The organism is Smaragdicoccus niigatensis DSM 44881 = NBRC 103563, assembly GCF_000380645.1.
In the GTDB taxonomy this organism is placed as follows: domain Bacteria; phylum Actinomycetota; class Actinomycetes; order Mycobacteriales; family Mycobacteriaceae; genus Smaragdicoccus; species Smaragdicoccus niigatensis.
Genome location: NZ_AQXZ01000018.1, coordinates 615,572 through 634,209 on the forward strand (window position 1 = coordinate 615,572; position 18,638 = coordinate 634,209).

Sequence of the window (18,638 nt, forward strand, 5' to 3'; positions counted from 1 at the left end):
ACAACGCCGCAGGCCGTGCGCCTGACCGCCGCGCAGTAGGTCGTGGAATTGCCAGACACGCCCTAGGTTCGACGCAGGCCACTCGCGCGAAGAACGCGCTTGTTCACCGCCGTCTTGACTCCCTCTTCGGTGCCGATGATTCGGACATGCTTCTTGGCTCGCGTGATCGCTGTGTAGAGCAGTTCTCGAGTGAGAAGTGACGACTTCTCCCCTGGGAGAACCACCGACACGGTGTCGTACTGACTGCCCTGACTGCGATGGATGGTCAACGCGAACGCGCTGGTCGCAGACGCCAACCGGGCCGGGTGAACGAGCTGCGAACCAGACGCCCGCGTGAACGCCGCCATGAGCACTCCCTCGTGAGTCACCATGACGCCCGTGTCGCCGTTGAAGACGTTCACGTCGTAGTCATTGGCGTTGACGATGAGCGGCTGACCGGGCACCCAATCCCGGCCGATACCCAGCCACCTGGTCACATCGCGTTCCCACCCGCCGACACCGAACACGCCGTCACGGTGGGCGCACAGGATTCGGTGCTCGTCGGTGATACGCAACGCCTCTTCCGCATCGCCGGACTCAGCGGCGGCACGGGCTCGGGCGAACACGTCGAGGACGGCGTCCTGGACCGAGCCGCGGTCAGTTCCGAAGCTGATCGACTTCCCGCCGGCGGTCAGAATGTCGATCGTCCGATCGCCGTCCCCTTCGCGCACCGCGGCGGCCAGATCGGCGATGTCCTCGTTGAATCGACGGCCCACCGACAGTCGGACGATGCCTCCGCCCACCTGCGCACGTTCGTGCTCGGTGAGCGGAGATTCGTCCGGATTTCCGGCGGCATTGACCTCCCGCTCGAGCCACGACGGCAGCGTGCCGTCGAACCCGCGCGCGACGAGATCTGACAGGACAGCACCGGCGTCGACCGAGGCGAGCTGTTCCGGGTCACCGACGAGGATCAGACGCGTCGTCGGACGCAGCGCGACGACGAGTCGGTACATCATCGTCATCGCGACCATCGAACACTCGTCCACGACCACGACGTCGTAGGGCAGCCGGTTGTCCGCACCAAACGTGAAGCGCGATCCCGCCGACGGTGTGCCCCCGAGCAGTCGGTGCAGTGTCACCGCGGGCAGTTCGGGCAGACCAACCTTTTTGGCCTGGCCGCGTACGGCGTCCTCCAATTGGGCGGCCGCCTTACCTGTGGGCGCGGCCAACGCGACTCGCAGCCCTGGATTGTCGCGATACAGCGCCGCCAGAATTCGGGCCACGGTGTGCGTCTTGCCGGTACCCGGACCGCCCGCGACGACCGTGGCCAGACTGCTGACCGCCACTCCGGCCGCGATCCGTTGACGGTCCGGCGCCGGCGTGGGGAACAGTTCGGCCAGCACCTCGGAGTAGTCACCGACGTCGATCGACGTGCCTGCCCGATCATCGAGAATCCGAGCAATCGTCCGTTCTTGATCGAAATACTTCGTGAGGTACAACAGTTCGTCGTCGACCAATCGCAAGGGCGCCAACGGATCGGTGCCGTTGCCGAGGACGAGCGGACTGCGCTTGATCGCCGCCAGCAGATCGTCGACGGACGGCCACGGCAGAGCATCGACGTCGATCTCGTCCTCACACGGCAGTTCTCGCATGCGGGCGAGTTCAAGGCACACCGAACCCGCACGCAATGCGGCGACGCACAAGCCGACGGCGAGCAACGCGACTTCGTCGGACTCTCCGCCAAGTCTGCCGAAGCGCATCGCCGCCTGCACGTCGGCGACATCGAGAAAGCCGGACTCATTGAACGTCCGCAACAGCCCCGTCGATCGGGTCGCGACAATCATCGAACACCTCCCAGCAATTCCGACAATTCCTCGACCATTCGGGCCGGTGGATGCCATTCGAAGACGCCGTGGCCAGCTGGCGTCTCGGGCCCGATCATCCCGCGCACGAAGTGGTACTGGACTCCCGCGAGATGTTCCTGAGCCGAGTAGCCGGGCAATCGCCATCGCAGATAGCGGTGCAGCGCAACGCAATACAGGATTGCCTGCAGCGGGTAGTGCGACTGCATCATCGCGGTCGCCATCGGCCCCGGCGCATAGTCGTCGATCGTCAGTTCGCCGCTGCCGATGCGGTTGGTCTTGTAATCGACCACGAGAAACTTCCCCGCGGGCGTGCGGATGACGGCGTCGATACTTCCCGTCAGGAAGCCGCGCAGCGGGTTCGACTCCACGGTTCGCAACTGGTCGGCGTAGTTGGCAAGCGGTCCGTCGGCATGCCGAGCGAACAGGTCGGCAATCGCCGCGATCGAGCCGCCCTGCAACGGAAGTTCGAAGTCGAGTTCCGCGAGTCGATCCTTCGTCGGAATCTTCGCGAGCGAACCGAATCCGAGCGGTGTCTGCATCACGGCGAACAGGCAATTCGCCAGGGTCTCCACATCGAGACCGGCGCCGCGGAGGGACACCGCCTCACGGCAGCGTTCGACGAGTTCTGCTCGCAGATCCTTGCTGTCGGTGTCGGCGTACTCGAGGATCTCGTGCACGAGCGTTCCGAACGCGGTACCACCGGCAAAGACATTCATCGGGAGTGGTCCACCGGTGCCCTCGACCCGCTCGTTCGGCTCATCCTCGGTGACATCGAGGTCAGGTTCACTCGCGACATAGGCGTGCTCATGCGCCTGTGCGGTCAACGCCGAGTACGACGTGCGGCGCCAAGCGACGTCGAGGTCGCGGGTGAATTCACGGCGTGTGAGGTCGGCTCCGGCGCCGGCGTCACGCTGCCACCGTTCGAGATCAATCGGTTCGCCAGCTACCCGCTCGACGCCGATCAGCCCGCCAGACCTGCTGGCCCAGTGTTCGAAGAACGAGGAAACCTTGTCGTCCTGAACAACACTCGCTTCCGGCGGAATTCCGGTGGGGGCATTGGCGCGCCCGAAGGTCATGCGCTGGAGCGGTGAATGGGGTGTGTTGAAGGTCGGCGCCCACCAGAGAACCAACTGGCATTTCGCGCGGGTCAACGCCACATAGAACAACCGCAGTTGCTCGCCGACACTCTCCGCTTGGTGCACGACCCGGCGGGCGTCGTATCCCTTCCCGCTTGGACCACCCACATCGAGCCATCGCGATCCGTCCTGATGAAAGGTCAGAGTGTCCGGGCTCGACCCGACGTAGGTGTCCCATGCAAAGGGCACATAGACGATCGGATATTCGAGACCCTTGCTGACGTGAATCGTGCCGATCTGAACTGCGGCGGCATCACTCTCGAGGCGGCGACTCTTGTCGCGGATCGTCTTCTTCGTGTTGACGTCGTTCATGCGGTCCGACAGCCACCGGATCAGCGAGGTGATTCCGCGCGCCTCCTCGACGACGGCCCGGTTGAGAGTCTCGGCGAGGTGCCGTAGATCGGTCAGGTCACGTTCGCCGGACTGGGTTGCGAGGAGTCGTTCGAAGAGCGAGAACGTGGTGACGAGACGCTCGAACATCGCCGCGAAACCGCTGGTCGTCACGAGTTCGGCGAGCACTCGGAGCTCCAGGCCGAGATCGGCGGCGAGATCGTCTCCCCCGGTGTCGAGCTTCTCCGCTGTGTACCCGAGTAGGGGCGTCATCGCCGCCAGCCGAACCACACCACTGCGGTACGGCGATTCGAGTGCCTGCAGGACGCGCATCCAGTTTCGCGCCGCAGCGGTGGCGAAGATGCTCGAGTTGCCGGTCAGCACCGAGGGCACACCGAGTCGGTCGAGTTCGATCGCCACGTCCTCGGCCTGCTCGTTCGTGCGGACGAGCACGGCGATATCGCCGGGAGTGACAGGCTCGTTGCTGATCGTCGCCCCAGAATTCAACAGCCGCAAAATGTCCGCCGCCACATCGCGCGCGATGAACGGACGAACCTGGTCCACCTTGGGCAGCGCATCTTCAGGTGCCGTGTATTGGCCCGCCACGACCGGCCCCGCGGCGAGCCGACTCAGGTAGCGCACGCGGATGGGATGTTCGGTGGTGATTCTCGTTGGGTGCTCGGCCTCGACGCTCGTCACGACGATTTCCTCGTCACCGAGCGCTGCGCCGCCCCACATGAAATCCAGAGCCTTCAGTAGCCGGTCGTCCGATCGCCAGTTCTTCTCGAGGCGGTAGCTGCTGTGTGCCTTGTGCTTGGCGTTCAGATAGCTGAAGACATCGGCTCCACGGAACCCGTAGATGGCCTGCTTCGGGTCTCCCACCAGCAGTAACGTCACGTGCCCGTGAAATACCTGCTCCACGATTTCCCATTGGAGCGGGTCGGTGTCCTGGAATTCGTCGATGAGCGCAACGGCGTACTTTCCCCGAATGCGTTCACACGCAATCGGGCCCGCAACGTCATCACGAAGCGTCTCCGCCAGCAGCGACAGCAGATCCGAGTAGTCGCGAATTCCGCCGAGTCGCTTGCGTCGGTCGATCTCCGCCCGCGCGGCGACGGCGAGACGCCAACGCTGGCCCGCCTCGAGATCGTCACCGCCGGCGTCGACGATCGGAGACTGCGAATCCTTCGTGGCAACGCGGAGCATCTTCGTGGTGTTGTCCCAGTTGAGCTGGCGTTCTGCGGAGGCAAACCGGGCGAGATACTCGTCGGCGTACACCTGTGCCCAGAGATCCTCGGGCTCCTCGACGAACTGGGCGTGTGGATCGCGGTCGCCGACGATGCCGAGGCTTTCCAACATTCGCTGACAGAAGCTCAGCGTGGTCACGATGGTCGCCTGGTCGAAGTTGGACACTGCTAGGGCGAGCCGATCGCGTCGCGCTTCGACATCCTCGGCCGCCAGGAATCGCACCAGGTCGTCCGAGTCTTCGGCCGCACCAGGATTGTTCAAGGCTTCGCTGACCTCGACGAATCGGTGCCGGACACGTTCGCGCACCTCACTCGTCGCCGCGTTGGTGAACGTGATGACGAGCAGCTGGTCGATCGTTGCTTTGCCCTCGGCAATGCACCGCACCGCAAGTGCCGTGATCGCATACGTCTTTCCGGTCCCCGCGCTGGCTTCGAGAATCGAGGTACCCGTCGGAAGGTCGGCGAGCAGATCAAAGGAGAGAGTGTCGCTCACTTCTCACACTCCAGAAGCGGATGCCACAGTTCGCACGAATAGCGCTGGAATTCCGCACTCGCGAAATCGCTCCACGACACGTCTGCGCCCCATACGTACTTGATGACGTCGTCGGTACTGCGATCCCCGAATTTCGACGTAAAAGACTGCTCGGACCGACGCAGGGCGTCGGGAACGCTCGCTTTCCGCAAAATCCAGCGGGCATAGTCTTCGCTGGCTTTCTGACCGACCTGCAACGGTTTGCGCAGCCCTTCATCTCGAATTCGAACCAGGTCTCGAAGTACGTCCCGAGGTTTGTCCGGAGCGGTCAACACCTTCACGCCGGCGGAGACCTTGCCGCCGGACTTCGCCTTGCCCACCACGACGGCGCGCCAATCCCCCGGATATTGCGATGCCAAGGCGAGAAGCTGCACCCACATCGCCATCCGGTCCTTCGGCTTGAGCGACGAATAGGACACCGCGACGATCGTGCGCTCGAAGATCTGCGGGACAGTGCCGAGGAGGCGACGACCGTCACCGATATCCAGATCGATGTCGCGAACCGCGGGCTCACCGATCCGGTATCGGTCCGCGCCGGCTTTCAGGGCTCCGACGGCAGCCTCGATCTCCCGATACTTCGCCATCCCCATGCGCTTCGGCGGGAGAGCATTTCGTCGCCATTCGGCCTGCTTGAGCGATTCGCGGTCGTGTCCGGCAAGGGCCGCTGCCAGCATGCGCGAGCCGATAGCCCATTCCTCGAGCCCGTTGATATCGATCGGAAGTTCGTCACGAATGACGACGTCGAAGTCACCCAAGTTGATTCCGAAGCGCTGGCGGAGGAACGCCTGCGCCGGATGCACGGCAAACCGTTTGAGGTTCTCCAGCGCGACATCACCAGCGGGTACCGCGGGCAGCTCGATTGCCCACGGTTGCGCGGGCACGACGACCGGTTCGAGACGGGCCTTCGCACCCGCGAGCGCGACCGGGTCGAAGCTGAACGGGCTGATGAAGTTGCGCACGTCAAACGGCTGAAGGGGATGTTCCCGGGTGATGTCCGCACCCGTCATCCGGCGCACCACATCCAGCAACTCGGCGACGGGAATCGCTGGCGGCCAACTCTTTCCGGTCACCGGGTCCGCGCCCGTGTAGAACACCATAAGCGCTTGCCGGCACGCCATGATCGCGTCCAACAGTAGTTGGCGATCCTCCATGCGGGCGTCGCGTTCACCCACGAGCGGCGACCGTTGCAAAACGTCGTCGCCGTCGGGGTTCGCTTTGCGGGGGAACGTGGCGTCGTCCACGCCGAGCAGGGCGATGACGCGATGTGGAACCGACCGCATCGGAACCATCGTGCACACGGTCAGGTCGCCATTGCGGAAGTTCGACCGCGACGCACGACCTTCGAAGACGCGGGCCAACATCGCGCGCACATCCGCCAGGCGCAACACTTTGTCGTCGCCCTGGCCGAGCGCGGACGTGAGCTCACGCCGTGCCTGGACGAGCTGCCATTCGTCATCGCGGCCGACCCCCGTGAAGGTGTCTACCAGGCTGCCAAGCAGCGTCAACCAGTCCGCTGCGCTACGCGGCTCCTCGAATGCCACGATCACGTCATCGAGGGCATCGGCAAGCTCCGCAACCCGACCGGCGAGCAGGATGTCGTTCGACTCGACGTCAAGGGGTAGCGCCATGCCGAGCCACTGCCCCGAACCCTCGTCGGCGGCAACACCGAGGACCACACGGTCGAGTCCGAGCCCGATCGTGCCGTTCTTCAGCGAGCCGAGGCCGAACGTCTCCCGCTGGTGATCACCCAGCCCCCAACGCGCACCGGAGTGGGCAATCCACTCCCGAATTCTGGTGACTTCGGAATCGCCGAACGCGAACCGGTTTGCCACGGCGGGCATCGCGCACAGATCCACGAATTCGCTTGCGGTGACCCGGCTGCCGCCGAGCGCAAGGATCGCGTCCAAGGCAATGAGCACGTCGTTCGTCTGGTTCAACGCACGGTCGGCGAGTCGCACGCGCAACTGATGAGCCGGGTGCCCGTCGATCCCCTGTCCGAATGCCGCACGGATGAGGGGTGCGTAGGTTTCAACATCCGGGCACATCACGAGCACATCCCGCGGCTGCAGCGTGGGATCGTCCTCGAACGCACCGAGCAGACATTCGCGCAGGATCTCGACCTGTCGTGCCGGTCCGTGCCCACTGTGTACCTGGAGCGAGGAATCCCGTGTGATCGGCGTCGGCGTGCGGTCGTTGCGGATGTCGTCCTGTAGTTGCTGCAGCAGCGTGGACGCCGGCGACTCCGTTGACAGGCATTCGGACTCGACGTTCGCCAACGTCATCTGCATCTCCCGGACGCTGTGCGCAAGCGTGCGGAGCAAAGGATGGTGCAACTGCTGTGCACTCGCATCGGCCGCGCGGGTGACGGGTACGTCCAGGCCGGCGAGCGAGTCCCACATCGTCGGGCTCGGGTGCGGCAACCAGAGGTGAACGTCCCGGTGGGCGCTAATCGCCGCAAAGACCGATATCTGCTCGAACGTGAACCGCGTCGGCCCGAAGACCGAAATTCGCTCCGGAAGATCAAGCAGCTCCGGTTGCCGGCGGATCACGGCACACGACGTCGCAAGGCGTTCGGCCGGACTCGGCCCGATCTGCTCGCGCACGCGGCGAAACAACTCGGACTGCCATGCGAGATCTGCATCGGGCGCGTTGTGCCCCGCCGCCCAGTCAACCAACAGCCCTGGCCGCTGAGCGGCATAGCTCGAGAACAAGCCGGCAAGCATCGATGCGGTCGCATAGCGGCGACCGTTGCGGTGGCTGATCTGGCCAGCGCCGAGGTGGCGCTTGAGAACCCGCGCCCACTGCTCGTCGATGACGTCGTCGATCGCGTCCAGAACCGACCACACCAGGTTGTCGGGATGCCAGGGATCAGTTTTCGGGTCGATGTGCGAAGCGATCGCGATGGCGTCCCCGCAGATCCGGGCGAGCGGCGCGTAGTCGATGTTCGCGGCGATGCCGTCGCCCGACTGGGCCCCGAGTACCGTCGCGAGTTGCTGATTGATCCACCGCTCAACCCCCTTCGCGGGGACCGCTATGACTTCCCGTGCAAACGGATCCGGTAATGGAGCCATCAGCAGGCGGGCAAGCCCGCCAGCCAGGTCCTCGGAACGGTCAGCACGGTAGATCCTCAGCACCGCTCGATTCTTACCGATGGGTCTGACAAATTCGCTCGCGTCGCTGCGCGTCCGCCGAACGGTGGACGAAGCACTGAGGAGACCGCGGGAATAAGCGGTGTCGGATTCCCGATATGATTGCAGCTTGATTCACAAGCAGCTAGCCCCTGCCCTGTTGACAACCAGCGAGAGTTCTAACTAGATGACGACCTGGAGCAACCTGCTCGACGGCAAGATGCCGGAGAAGTGGGCCCAAGAGATCGACCGTTTCGAAGGTCAGATCGGCCTTCGCCTCCAAGGCAAGCTCGACGAGAAGGTATTCGCCGAAACGCGCCTTCGTCGCGGCGCGTACGGCCAGCGCTACGACAATGGCGAGCGCTTCGATGGCTACGCCACCCGCCAGCTCGAATTCGCTGACAAGCCCACCAAGGGTCCCGACACCGCGTGGGACGCGCCGGGTATGCAGCGCATCAAGCTTCCGTTCGGTGGTCTGACGCCGGAACAGCTCGAGGTCATCGCCGATTGTGCCGAGGAGTATTCGGACGCGATTCTGCACGTCACCACGCGCCAGGACTTCCAGCTGCACTACGTGCACATCGAGGACACCCCGGACATGATGCGCCGCCTCGCGTCGGAGGGCATCACCACGCAGGAAGCGTGCGGTAACTCGATCCGCAACATCACCGCGTGCCCTCTCGCCGGCGTCTGCCACACCGAGGCGTTCGACGTCGCGCCGTACGCCCGCGCCATGATGGAGTTCCTCCTCGGCCACCCGGACGTCCAGGACTTCGGTCGTAAGTTCAAGCCGGCCTTCTCCGGTTGCGAGCACGAGGCCTGCGGTCTCGTCCAGATGCACGACGGCGGCTTCATCGGGCGCGTCGTCGATGGCAAGCGCGGCTTCAAGGTCGTCGTCGGCGGCGGACTCGGCACGGTTCCGTACCAGGCCGAGACCCTGAGCGAGTTCGTTCCGGTCGAGGACCTGCTCACCACGATGCAGGCGATCGCCCGCATCTTCGCCAAGCTCGGAGAGCGCAAGAACCGCAACCGCGCCCGCATCAAGTTCCTCGTCGCCAAGCTCGGCATCGAAGAGTTCCGTCGGCTCGTCGAGGAAGAGCTCAAGACGATCCCGGCTGACCCGCGTCACCTGGACTACATCCAGAACCTGCCGGTCACTCAGGGCGAGCCCGTTCGCGAAGCACTCCCCCTCAACGGCGCACCGCGTCCGGAGGGCTTCGACACGTGGAACGTCACCAACGTCATGTCGCAACGCCAGAAGGGCTACCGCGTCGTCACGATTCACCTCCCCATCGGTGACCTGACGTCGACGCAGGCTCGTGGCCTCGCGGACATCGCCCGGAAGTACTCGGGCGACCAGATGCGCACGACAGTCGACCAGAACATGGTTCTGCGCTTCATCTCCGACGCCGACCTTCCGGCCGTCTACTCCGAGCTCAAGGCCATTGGCCTGGCCGCCGCCGGCGCGAACACCATCGCCGACGTCACCGCGTGCCCCGGCACCGACACCTGCAAGCTCGGCATCGCCTCCTCGCGTGGCCTCGCCGGCGTTCTGCGCGACCAGATGATCCCGCGTGCAGAAGAGCAGGACGAGCAGGTCAAGGCGATGTCGATCAAGGCATCGGGCTGCTTCAACTCGTGCGGTCAGCACCACCTCGCCGACATCGGTTTCTACGGAAACTCGCGCGGTATGGACGGCCGTCGGGTGCCGCACTTCCAGGTCATCCTCGGTGGCCAGCGCAAGGAGAATGCGGGCAAGTACGGCATGGCCGTCGGTGCCGTTCCCTCGAAGAACGCACCGAAGGTCGTCGACGCACTGATCGAGGAGTACCTCGCCGGACGCGAAGATGGCGAGACCTTCCAGGACTGGTCGCTGCGTCTTGGAAAGCGGGGCCTCAAGGCCATCGTCGACCCGTTCTCCGACATCCCGGTCTACGCCGAGGGTCCGGAGTTCTACACCGACTTCGCCGACGCGCGCCTGTTCACCATGGGTGACCACGGTGTCGGTGAGTGCGCCGGTGAGGTCGTGTCGCTGTTCGGGCTCGAGGTCCTCAAGGCCGAGTCGGCGTCGTGGGACGCACAGCTCGCGCTCGAGGAAGACCACGACGCGACCAAGGCCGAGCAGCTTGCCTACAACGCGATGGTTCTCGCTGCGCGCGCTCTCGTGCGTTCCGAGTTCCCGGACGTGACCGAGGACCCGGAGCAGGTCGTCGCCGAGTGGAAGAAGCGTTTCTTCGACACCGAACTGTTCTTCGACCGCTTCGCCGGTGGAAAGTTCGGCGCCTACCTGCTCGACTTCCACGCTGACCCGGCACCGACGGACAACCTCACGATCGCTGCACAGCGCGTCGAGGAGGCTCAGTTGTTCATCGAGGCGGCGCACGCATGCGAGGCCAAGATCGAAGCGGCGAAGACCGTCATCAAGCCGACTCGGACGATCCCGACCCGCACCCCGCGCACCCCGGCAGGAGCCAAGTGAACCCCCTCAAGCTGACGGTCGCCGTTCCGGCGACGCCAGGCGCCGACCTCTCGAACGCTGCGGGTGTGTTCCACCGGTTCATCCAGCGCAGCCTGGTCGAGGGCTTCATCCTCGACGTCGCCGACTACCGGCACGTGCCGGACGGTCCGGGCGTCATGCTCGTGGGTCAGGACCTCGACTACAACCTCACGCCGTCGTCGTTCTCGGTGACGCTCAAACGTCGCGGCACGTCGATCGAGGAGCAGTACCGCGAGGCTGTTCGCATCCTGCTCGGTGCTGCCGACCAGATCACCGAAGACGGCGGTCTGCCGACGACTTTCGACTTCTCGTCGTGGACCGTCACGGTGGCCGACCGCAAGCTGGGGTCCCGTGACGAGATCCTCGCCGCGACCGTGTCTGCCGTCTCCCCGGTTGCCGAGGACATGTTCGGCAAGGCCGAAGTCTCGGCGGTCGAGAACAGCGACCCCCGGACGCTTCCGCAGGTGGCTGTGGGCGTCCCGGGCGCCGAGGGTGTCCTCGGCAAGCTCGGCGGCAATCAGGCTGCGCGCCAAAGCAAGTGGGACATCTCTGCACGTGATCTGAAGAAGCTGCGCGAGTCCGGCGAGGACTTCACGCTCCTCGACGTTCGTGAGGAGAGCGAATTCGAGACCGTCAACATCGGCGGAAGGCTCATCCCACTCGGCGAACTCGACGCCCACCTCGACGAACTCGACAAGGGTGCACACATCGTCGCGCACTGCCGCGCCGGTTTCCGTGGTGCCGAGGCCGTCGAGAAGCTCCGCGCTGCGGGCTTCGAGAATGCCTGGAACCTCAACGGCGGCATTATGGCCTGGGTCGACTACATCGACCCGTCACTGCCGCGGTACTAGCCTTTCCCTGCGAACAGCACCGACCCACTGCGGTCGGTGCTGTTTCGTTTGCGCAGGTCAAAGAGGACACTAGAGGTGGGGTGTGCTCTATGGACCCACGACTTCATATCTGGAACGGCTGGGATCTGCCGGCCGTCGTCTGGTTGTTCTTAGGAATCGGAACTCTCGTTTTCGTTCCGTCCGCGATCACCAACTACGCCGGTCACGAACGAACCGTCTTGCTGCTCGGACTGCTGTGTACCGGCACGTTGTTCGTCCTCGCCGGCTTCGGCCGTCGGATCCGACATATCCAGCACCTGCATAACGACCCGCGGCCGTTCGACGCACCTGATTAGCTGCTGAAGGTCTGCACGCGCTGCAACAACCTCGAAGTGGTTCCCTCCTCGAACAGGTGTAGCCACCTCGTGAACGGTGTCGCGTCGAACACGAGCATGCGGGTGAGCGTCGCGAGCGTGTGCTCGATCGACCATTCCTCGATCGCACGAGAATTCTCGGCGGGGTCGAGGAAGTCCTCGTTGTTCAGCAGAAGACATCGCGCGATGAACTGCCGTGCCTCCGCCGCCTCGTAATGCAGTGGCGGTTGAGCTTCACGCGCGAACAAGAGCATGTCCTGCAGATCGGTCCAGTCGCCGGGGGTGAGGTTCTCGATCACCGTTCGCGGCGTCCGCCGCTCGGCCTCCGGATCGAGGTCGTCCCACGGATAGAACGGCACCAGATCGGTCCGAAGGAGTCGCCATGGTTCCGCAGTATTCGCGTCACCGGGCGCGAGCCCCGCATCACCGTAGTGCTGCTGCCAGCCATCGCCGATCTCGTCCCACGCCTTCTCCGTCAGTTCGACCGCCATCATCGACGCCGTTGCCACGATCTGAAGTGCACGCTCGACGGTGAAATCACTGAACTCGAGCACATATTCGACGAGCATTGGGTCGACGTGGAAACGCGGGCTGTGCACGAGTGGCCGTGGAAGGTCCACCCGAGCGAGAACTTCCGTCGTCTCCTTCTCGGGGAACCCGCGCAGCGCGACGAACGCGCTGGCGAATCCCGACTCTTCATCCAGTTCGAGCAGAGCCGGGAACGGCCCGAGCGCGAATCTCGCACGTGTCCACGCCGGTCCGTCGAGCGGCTTCACGACGACGCCGAACTCCGCTCGGAGCCGATCGAAGCACTCCCTCACTTCGTCGATCACTGCGCCACCACGCTTTCCTCGAATTCGTCCGTCGGCACGACGACGACGTCCTCGTCTGGGTCGCCAGCCTCGTCGTGATAGAAGATCTGCAACCCGAAGACGTCCTCCGGGCCTGCGCCGAGATAGTCGAACGCCGCCTTCTCGAGCTCCGCCGCGATCTTCGGCAAGCCATCGACCTGCCAGTCAAGCTCCTGAACAAGGTTGTTCTGCCATTCGATCTGGCTGTCGAAATCGGCGTGACCAGCTGGAATGTCCTCGGGATTGATCCAACCGTCCGCGGTCGCCCGGCGCATGGTCTCCGCATCCTGACGACCGAATTCGATGAGCCATGAGGTCGGATAGTGCATGCCCTGCACGTATCGCATGTCGTCGTCGAAGGCGGCGACGAACACGGTGCCGGCCGGCCAGTCCGTGACGATCGCATGCAGAACGGTCCGCATGGTGTCCGCGAAGGACGCTGTTCCCTCAGCACCCTTCGGATCAAGGCGAACGTCGATCAACTGGTGTTCCGGCGGACGGAAGTGGGCGAGAATCCGCCCGATGTTGTCCGCCGGAATCTCCACGTAGTACCCCATGACTATGTCCTTCTCCGGTCGGGTCAGTTGGTCGAGAGCTCACGCATGCGCGACACCAGACCCGCGAATTCCGCAGCCCGTGCGGCATCGGCCCGTCCGCGCGACGAGTGCCCCACGAACGCCGCCGACAGTTCGCCGTACCACCAGAGCTGATCCGCGGCCCCGGCATTGAAGCGGTCCCACATGGCCGGACCGTCGACCACGAGGTCGTTCACGGTCGACCGGGCGTTGTGGACCTTGTCGGCGAGCGACACCCGAATCACGCCAGTGGACCGCTCCGACCACAGGTGGTCGATGTAATGCTGCTTTCGGGTGCGGAAGTCCGGGATCTCCGCTTTCTTGGCACCGGTGCAGCCGACGACGATGTCCTGAACACGTGTTCCGAACTCGGCCGCGATCTTGTCGGCCCCGTGGGGTTCGACATCCTCGATGTAGTCGTGCAGCAGGGCGGCGATCGCCTCCTCGGTGTCACCACCGTCTTCGATCACGATCGACGCCACTGCCAGCAGGTGACTGATGTACGGAATGCGCGGACGGAGGTCACCCTCCGCACGTTTCCGGGTCTGATCAGCGTGCGCCGCGGCGGCGAAGGTGACCGCGCGGCCCAAGGACTCTGGATTGATCATGTTTCGTTCTCCTCTCTAGCAAGAACGATTGGCGGCACGAGCGCGACCTTGTGGGTCGCGACCGGCCGGATTTCAGGTAAACACGCGGGTACGACAAGTGGCGTTCCGCGAGGTCGGCGGGGCAATTGCAGACACCCCGCCGGGCAACTAATCGAGCTTGACGACGACTCCGCCGGAGAACAGCGAGTCGTGCAGCTCGATGGTTTTCGCATCCGAGCCGGCCGGGAGGTCGAAGACCACGGCGGCGGTGACCGTGTTGCCGGGATTGATCTCGGCGAGAAGGCTGGTTTCCGCCTCGAGGTTGAGCGCGGCTGCAGCGTCGTTGGTGAACTCGCGGCCGGCGGCGTCGAAGACCTTCTGGCTGCCGGGGACGAAGCTCTCCGGCTTGTCGCCGATGTTCTTGACCGTCAGGTGGACGATCGTGAAGGCGCCCTGCGCGTTCTTCTGCAGATAGGGATTGTCGCCGACAGTGCCGATCCCGCGCTCAACGTTCGTCACGACGAACTCGAACGATCCGTCCCGAACCGGGGTGTTCAGGCCCGCGTCGGCCGCAGCGGTCTGCTTCGTCGACCCACCACCCATGTTGGCGGCCATCGCCGCGATCACGAAAAACACCAGCACCCCGATGATGATGTTCCGCACCTTGTGCGACTTCTTCGGCGGCTGCGGGACGTAGTAGCCCTGCGGCGCGTACTGCGGCTGGCCCTGAACCGGGGGCGGGTAACCCTCCGGCGAACTTTCCGTACTGAACATTTTTTCTCCATTTCGGGCGTGTCGTTGCACCGCTTGCTCGGTGCGCATCAGTACTATGCGGCTGACCTCTGACAAGTTTTCGGCGCGCGACACTGCCTGAACAGCGAAGATTGTTCAGCTACAGAGCTTTTGAAGAGTTTCGCCCGCTACGGAAAGAGCACCGCAGCGCCCGTGATTCGCCCCTCAGACAGGTCGGCGAGCGCCGATTGCGCGCGGTCGAGACGGTACGGCGTCGCACTCACTTCCAGATGATGGCGGCCCGCAAATTCCAGGAAACTGCGCGAATCCTGTCGCGTATTCGATGCCACCGACCGGATCTGCCGTTCTTGGAAGAGATGGCGCTGATAGTTCAAGGCCGGGATATCGCTCAGATGGATTCCGGCGACCGACAGGGTTCCGCCGCGGTCGAGCGCCGCGAGCGCCGGCAGACACAGGTCGCCGACTGGCGCGAACATGATTGCCGAGTCGAGCAGCACGGGCGGTGGGTCCGCCGGGCCTTGCGCCGAGGTTGCGCCCAGGGTGAGGGCCAACTTCTGCGCGTTCTCGCCACGCGTCATCACGTGGACTTCCGCACCCATATGCAGCGCGACCTGCGCGGTCAGGTGGGCACTGCCGCCGAAACCGTAGATGCCCAGCCGTCCGCCGGACGGTACTTCGGCGCGCATGAGGGCGCGGTAACCGATGATGCCCGCGCAGAGCAGCGGAGCAAGTTCGGCGTCGGAATAGCCATCCGGCAGCGACAGTGCGAATTCAGCTGGCACGACGGCGTATTCGGCATAGCCACCGTCCGCATCCCAACCGGTGTAGCGCGAGTTCGGGCACAGATTTTCACTCCCGCGCTGACAGTAGCGACACGTGCCGCACGTCGACCGCAGCCACGCGATTCCCACGCGTTCCCCGACGGCGAATCCACTGACTGCTGGTCCCATACCAACGATCTCGCCGACGATCTCATGCCCGGGGACGACCCCCGCCCGGTGAACCGGCAGGTCGCCCTCGGCCACGTGGAGATCAGTTCGGCAGACGCCGCACGACACGACGCGAACCAGCAACTCCCCCGATTCCGGTTCCGGCACCGGCACATCGGTGAATTCGAGAGGAACCGACCCGATTGGACCGGGCCGAAGAACCCGCCATGCCCGCATACGTCCAGTGTGCTGCACGCTGCGGGCCGGCGAACGAACTTCTAGCCTTGATCGAGCTGTCGAACCTCGACCTCGACATCCCACTCGGGGCCGTGGATTGCGAGGAAGCGCGAGGTCCACTCCACCGCTTCTTCCTTCGAAGCGGTCTCGAGCAGACAGAATCCGCCGATGACCTCCTTGGATTCGGCGAACGGACCGTCGACGATCTTCTGCCGCCCGCGCCGTTGGCGAACGCGGGTCGCTTCCTCGATCGGGCGCAATCCGGCGGTGTTCACGAGGACACCAGCTTTCGTCATCTCGTCCATCAGAACGCCCATTTCTTCCATGAGCTTGTCGTCGGGCCCATCGGTGGGCGCGAGACTGGGATCGAGACGAATCAACATCAAATACTGCATGGCTTCAGCCTTTCTCAACGAACCTGGTAGCGCAGGTAAACCGCGCCGGTGGCAAACGAGGTCGACTCGAGCAGATCGAGATCGGTGGCAAAGTTGTCCGGGAACAGACGCGTTCCGGCACCGACAGTGACCGGGTGCACGATGACGCGGAACTCATCGATGAGTCCGAGTTCGATGCACGAGTGGACGAGCTTCGGGCTTCCGAAGATCGCGATCGTCTCGCCGGACTCCTCCTTGAGGCGAGTGAACTCCTGGGCCAGGTCCCCCGACACCAGCCGCGTGTTGTTCCAGTCGGCCGTTTCCAGCGTCGTCGAGCACACGATCTTGTCGACCTTGTTGACCCACTCGGCATGAGCCCGATCGTGCTCTGTGCTCTCCGGTGTCGGCTGCGTGCTCCAGTATTCGGACATCAACAGATACGTACGCCGGCCGTAGACGGCGGTATCGAAGTCCGCTCGCACGTGGTCGTCGACGTAGGCCGCCAACTCCTCGGAGTACGCCCGGAACGTCCACTCGAGCCCCATTCCCTCCGCGGAAGCGGCGTAGCCATCCAACGTGAGCTGCTCGAACGCCACTAGCTTGCGCATGGCGATGATCCTTCCGTTTGGGGGCTGCCCTTCAGCCACCTCACTACCCCGTCGAACATGCGATGCCCGATTCGACTAACTCTCGAACTATTTTTTCGAGGCAGTTTGAGGGCTAGCCTCGCGTTCATGGCCAAGATCTCGATCAACGTTCGCGGTTCCCATTCGATCAAGCTTCCGCCCGAGCGCGCGACCGTCAGCGCGACGCTGTCGCGGGAGGGGTCGTCGGCCGCTCCCGTGTTCGAAGCGGTCCTGCGGTCCCTCGCCCAGGTACGGGCGTCGTTGGAAGCGATCCACGACGTCACCCGCGGTCCCGTCAGGAAATTCGCGTTCGATCAGGTCGTCACGAGCGCCCGGCGGCCGTGGCACGAGAAGGGCAAGCAACTCCCCTTCATTCACGCCGCGCGCGTCACCGTCACGGCCGAGTTCGTCGAGTTCGCCGAACTTGGCAGATGGATCACCGCGATGAGTCAGGTCGAGGGTCTGACGATCCACGGGATCGGCTGGGACCTCACCGAGTCAAACCGGTCGGAAACCGAACGCAAAGCGCGTCAAGAAGCGGTCCGGCAAGCCAAAGCCCGTGCGCAGGACTACGCCGACGCGCTCGAACTCGGACCCGTCGCACCGCGGCGGATCAGCGATCCAGGTGTTCTGGCGCAGCCGATGCACGCGCCGATGATGCGACTCGCCGCCGCCTCTGACGCTCTCCCGGAACTCGACCTCGAACCGCAGGACATCGACATCCACGCCGAGGTCGAGGCACAGTTCGTCACCTAAGCTGCGACCTTCTTCTTCACCGGCAGGCTGGGCAACTCGAACAGCCAGCGGCAGTGTGCCCACATGAGGAGTCGGTGCATCACCAGCCCCGAAATGACGACCAGCGCGGTTACCACCAGCGGCGAACCGGGGAACTTGTGCCCCTGCATCAGCACCCACGTCCACAGTGCGATCCACATGTCGAACATGAGGAATATGGGCAACGTGTTCTGACCGATCTTGTTGAGGACAGCACCAACGTGGGTGCCGACCAACATCGACGAGATCACGACCGCGGTCGCGACACCGGCGATGCTTATCCCGACCTTGAACGCCGGGAAATGCAGCACGTTCTTCAGCAGATCGAACGCGGCGTAACTCGCAAGGCCGCCGGCGAGGAGAGCCCACGACGCACGCCGTCCGATTTCGATCACCACATCCTTGAGGTGCAGACCGATGAGGAAGTAGAGGAAGTACTCGAAGAAGTTCGTGTACGGGAAGCGCACGTAGTTGTCGTACTGAATCCACACTGCGCTGGCCAGTGCGAGCCCCAGTTGAACCGGGATCGGCACGCGACTCAGAAGCTTGGCCAGAACGATGAAGATCGCGATCGCATAGAGGTACCAGAGGGCGTTCGTCGGCCAGTACAACCCGGTGATGAGATTCGATGCCTTGGCGTAGCCGCGGTGTCGTACCGCGTCGGGCAGCAGGTTGTGCACCACGAAGAACATGAACAGCCACACGACGTACAGGTAGATCATCAGCGCGACCCGCGTGCGAAGCACCGGCAGCCACGCCATCTTGATCATCTTCTGGGCGAACAATCCGGACGTCAGCATGAAGAGCGGCATGCGAACCGGCTGCAGGAATCCGTTGACGCGGTTCCAGTCGGCGGGCGTCAAATGCCTCGCCACCATGAACAGACAGACGTGGTACAGAACGACGAGGACCATCGCCAAGCCCTTGGCGATGTCGACCCAATCGACGCGGTTGCCCGAGGCTGCACCAACCGCCGGGACCCGGTTCGGGCGCGGAAGCTCGATCATTGAGCAC

The 18,638-nt window shown here is 64.1% G+C and carries 15 protein-coding genes; 4 read left to right on the plus strand and 11 right to left on the minus strand.

The window, feature by feature from the left end; all coding sequences use genetic code 11:
- Positions 1 to 62 precede the first annotated feature (62 nt).
- The 3 genes from recD to recC are packed head-to-tail and all read right to left on the minus strand — an operon-like array spanning position 63 to position 8,223.
- On the minus strand, positions 63 to 1,823 hold the full coding sequence (gene recD, locus F600_RS0119235; RefSeq protein WP_018162276.1) for an exodeoxyribonuclease V subunit alpha: 1,761 nt from the start codon (positions 1,821 to 1,823) through the stop codon (positions 63 to 65).
- Complete coding sequence (locus tag F600_RS0119240; protein ID WP_018162277.1) at positions 1,820 to 5,050, minus strand: UvrD-helicase domain-containing protein; 3,231 nt, start codon at positions 5,048 to 5,050, stop codon at positions 1,820 to 1,822. Before F600_RS0119240 ends, recD begins: the two co-directional genes overlap by 4 nt.
- Positions 5,047 to 8,223 (minus strand): exodeoxyribonuclease V subunit gamma, encoded by a 3,177-nt coding sequence (recC, locus tag F600_RS0119245; RefSeq protein ID WP_018162278.1) that lies wholly within the window; start codon positions 8,221 to 8,223, stop codon positions 5,047 to 5,049. Before recC ends, F600_RS0119240 begins: the two co-directional genes overlap by 4 nt.
- A 181-nt stretch (positions 8,224 to 8,404) precedes the next feature.
- Between recC and F600_RS0119250 the strand changes: the two genes are divergently transcribed.
- The 3 genes from F600_RS0119250 to F600_RS0119260 all read left to right on the plus strand — a co-directional run bounded on the left by F600_RS0119250 (position 8,405) and on the right by F600_RS0119260 (position 11,900).
- On the plus strand, positions 8,405 to 10,696 hold the full coding sequence (locus tag F600_RS0119250; RefSeq protein WP_018162279.1) for a nitrite/sulfite reductase: 2,292 nt from the start codon (positions 8,405 to 8,407) through the stop codon (positions 10,694 to 10,696).
- A complete protein-coding gene (locus tag F600_RS30685) occupies positions 10,693 to 11,565 on the plus strand; it encodes a rhodanese-like domain-containing protein (protein ID WP_018162280.1) in 873 nt (290 codons plus the stop codon). Before F600_RS0119250 ends, F600_RS30685 begins: the two co-directional genes overlap by 4 nt.
- A gap of 89 nt (positions 11,566 to 11,654) precedes the next feature.
- The gene (locus F600_RS0119260) at positions 11,655 to 11,900 is read left to right on the plus strand and encodes a hypothetical protein (protein WP_018162281.1); all 246 of its coding nucleotides are present in this window, start codon (positions 11,655 to 11,657) and stop codon (positions 11,898 to 11,900) included.
- Here F600_RS0119260 and F600_RS0119265 read toward each other — a convergent pair.
- The 7 genes from F600_RS0119265 to F600_RS0119295 all read right to left on the minus strand — a co-directional run bounded on the left by F600_RS0119265 (position 11,897) and on the right by F600_RS0119295 (position 16,832).
- On the minus strand, positions 11,897 to 12,751 hold the full coding sequence (locus tag F600_RS0119265) for a hypothetical protein (RefSeq protein ID WP_018162282.1): 855 nt from the start codon (positions 12,749 to 12,751) through the stop codon (positions 11,897 to 11,899). The two genes, F600_RS0119260 and F600_RS0119265, sit on opposite strands and share 4 nt — an antisense overlap.
- Positions 12,748 to 13,326 (minus strand): hypothetical protein, encoded by a 579-nt coding sequence (locus tag F600_RS0119270; RefSeq protein ID WP_018162283.1) that lies wholly within the window; start codon positions 13,324 to 13,326, stop codon positions 12,748 to 12,750. The genes F600_RS0119265 and F600_RS0119270 overlap by 4 nt, the downstream gene beginning before the upstream one ends.
- Positions 13,327 to 13,349: 23 nt before the next feature.
- Positions 13,350 to 13,952 carry an HD domain-containing protein gene (locus F600_RS0119275; RefSeq protein WP_018162284.1) on the minus strand — a complete coding sequence of 201 codons (603 nt, stop codon included), beginning with the start codon at positions 13,950 to 13,952 and terminating at the stop codon, positions 13,350 to 13,352.
- Between the two features lie 147 nt (positions 13,953 to 14,099).
- Positions 14,100 to 14,705 (minus strand): DUF4352 domain-containing protein, encoded by a 606-nt coding sequence (locus tag F600_RS0119280; protein WP_051090853.1) that lies wholly within the window; start codon positions 14,703 to 14,705, stop codon positions 14,100 to 14,102.
- A 146-nt stretch (positions 14,706 to 14,851) separates the two neighbouring features.
- The gene (locus F600_RS0119285; RefSeq protein WP_018162286.1) at positions 14,852 to 15,850 is read right to left on the minus strand and encodes a zinc-binding alcohol dehydrogenase family protein; all 999 of its coding nucleotides are present in this window, start codon (positions 15,848 to 15,850) and stop codon (positions 14,852 to 14,854) included.
- Between the two features lie 41 nt (positions 15,851 to 15,891).
- A complete protein-coding gene (locus F600_RS0119290; RefSeq protein WP_018162287.1) occupies positions 15,892 to 16,245 on the minus strand; it encodes a YciI family protein in 354 nt (117 codons plus the stop codon).
- A gap of 14 nt (positions 16,246 to 16,259) precedes the next feature.
- A complete protein-coding gene (locus tag F600_RS0119295) occupies positions 16,260 to 16,832 on the minus strand; it encodes a dihydrofolate reductase family protein (RefSeq protein ID WP_026306727.1) in 573 nt (190 codons plus the stop codon).
- Between the two features lie 126 nt (positions 16,833 to 16,958).
- Between F600_RS0119295 and F600_RS0119300 the strand changes: the two genes are divergently transcribed.
- Positions 16,959 to 17,606, plus strand: coding sequence for an SIMPL domain-containing protein (locus F600_RS0119300; RefSeq protein ID WP_018162289.1), 648 nt, complete (start codon positions 16,959 to 16,961; stop codon positions 17,604 to 17,606).
- On the opposite strand, the gene F600_RS28995 is transcribed toward F600_RS0119300, so the two are convergent.
- Positions 17,603 to 18,631: an acyltransferase family protein gene (locus tag F600_RS28995; protein ID WP_018162290.1), complete on the minus strand. Its 1,029-nt coding sequence runs from the start codon at positions 18,629 to 18,631 to the stop codon at positions 17,603 to 17,605. The genes F600_RS0119300 and F600_RS28995 overlap by 4 nt on opposite strands.
- Between the last annotated feature and the right edge of the window lie 7 nt (positions 18,632 to 18,638).

Coding starts and splice junctions, on each gene's coding strand:
- recD (WP_018162276.1), bottom strand. CDS start 1,823: ATGATTGTCGCGACCCGATCGACGGGGCTGTTGCGGACGTTCAATGAG.
- F600_RS0119250 (WP_018162279.1), top strand. CDS start 8,405: ATGACGACCTGGAGCAACCTGCTCGACGGCAAGATGCCGGAGAAGTGG.
- F600_RS0119260 (WP_018162281.1), top strand. CDS start 11,655: ATGGACCCACGACTTCATATCTGGAACGGCTGGGATCTGCCGGCCGTC.
- F600_RS0119270 (WP_018162283.1), bottom strand. CDS start 13,326: ATGGGGTACTACGTGGAGATTCCGGCGGACAACATCGGGCGGATTCTC.
- F600_RS0119275 (WP_018162284.1), bottom strand. CDS start 13,952: ATGATCAATCCAGAGTCCTTGGGCCGCGCGGTCACCTTCGCCGCCGCG.
- F600_RS0119280 (WP_051090853.1), bottom strand. CDS start 14,705: ATGTTCAGTACGGAAAGTTCGCCGGAGGGTTACCCGCCCCCGGTTCAG.
- F600_RS0119285 (WP_018162286.1), bottom strand. CDS start 15,850: ATGCGGGCATGGCGGGTTCTTCGGCCCGGTCCAATCGGGTCGGTTCCT.
- F600_RS0119290 (WP_018162287.1), bottom strand. CDS start 16,245: ATGCAGTATTTGATGTTGATTCGTCTCGATCCCAGTCTCGCGCCCACC.
- F600_RS0119295 (WP_026306727.1), bottom strand. CDS start 16,832: ATGCGCAAGCTAGTGGCGTTCGAGCAGCTCACGTTGGATGGCTACGCC.
- F600_RS0119300 (WP_018162289.1), top strand. CDS start 16,959: ATGGCCAAGATCTCGATCAACGTTCGCGGTTCCCATTCGATCAAGCTT.
- F600_RS28995 (WP_018162290.1), bottom strand. CDS start 18,631: ATGATCGAGCTTCCGCGCCCGAACCGGGTCCCGGCGGTTGGTGCAGCC.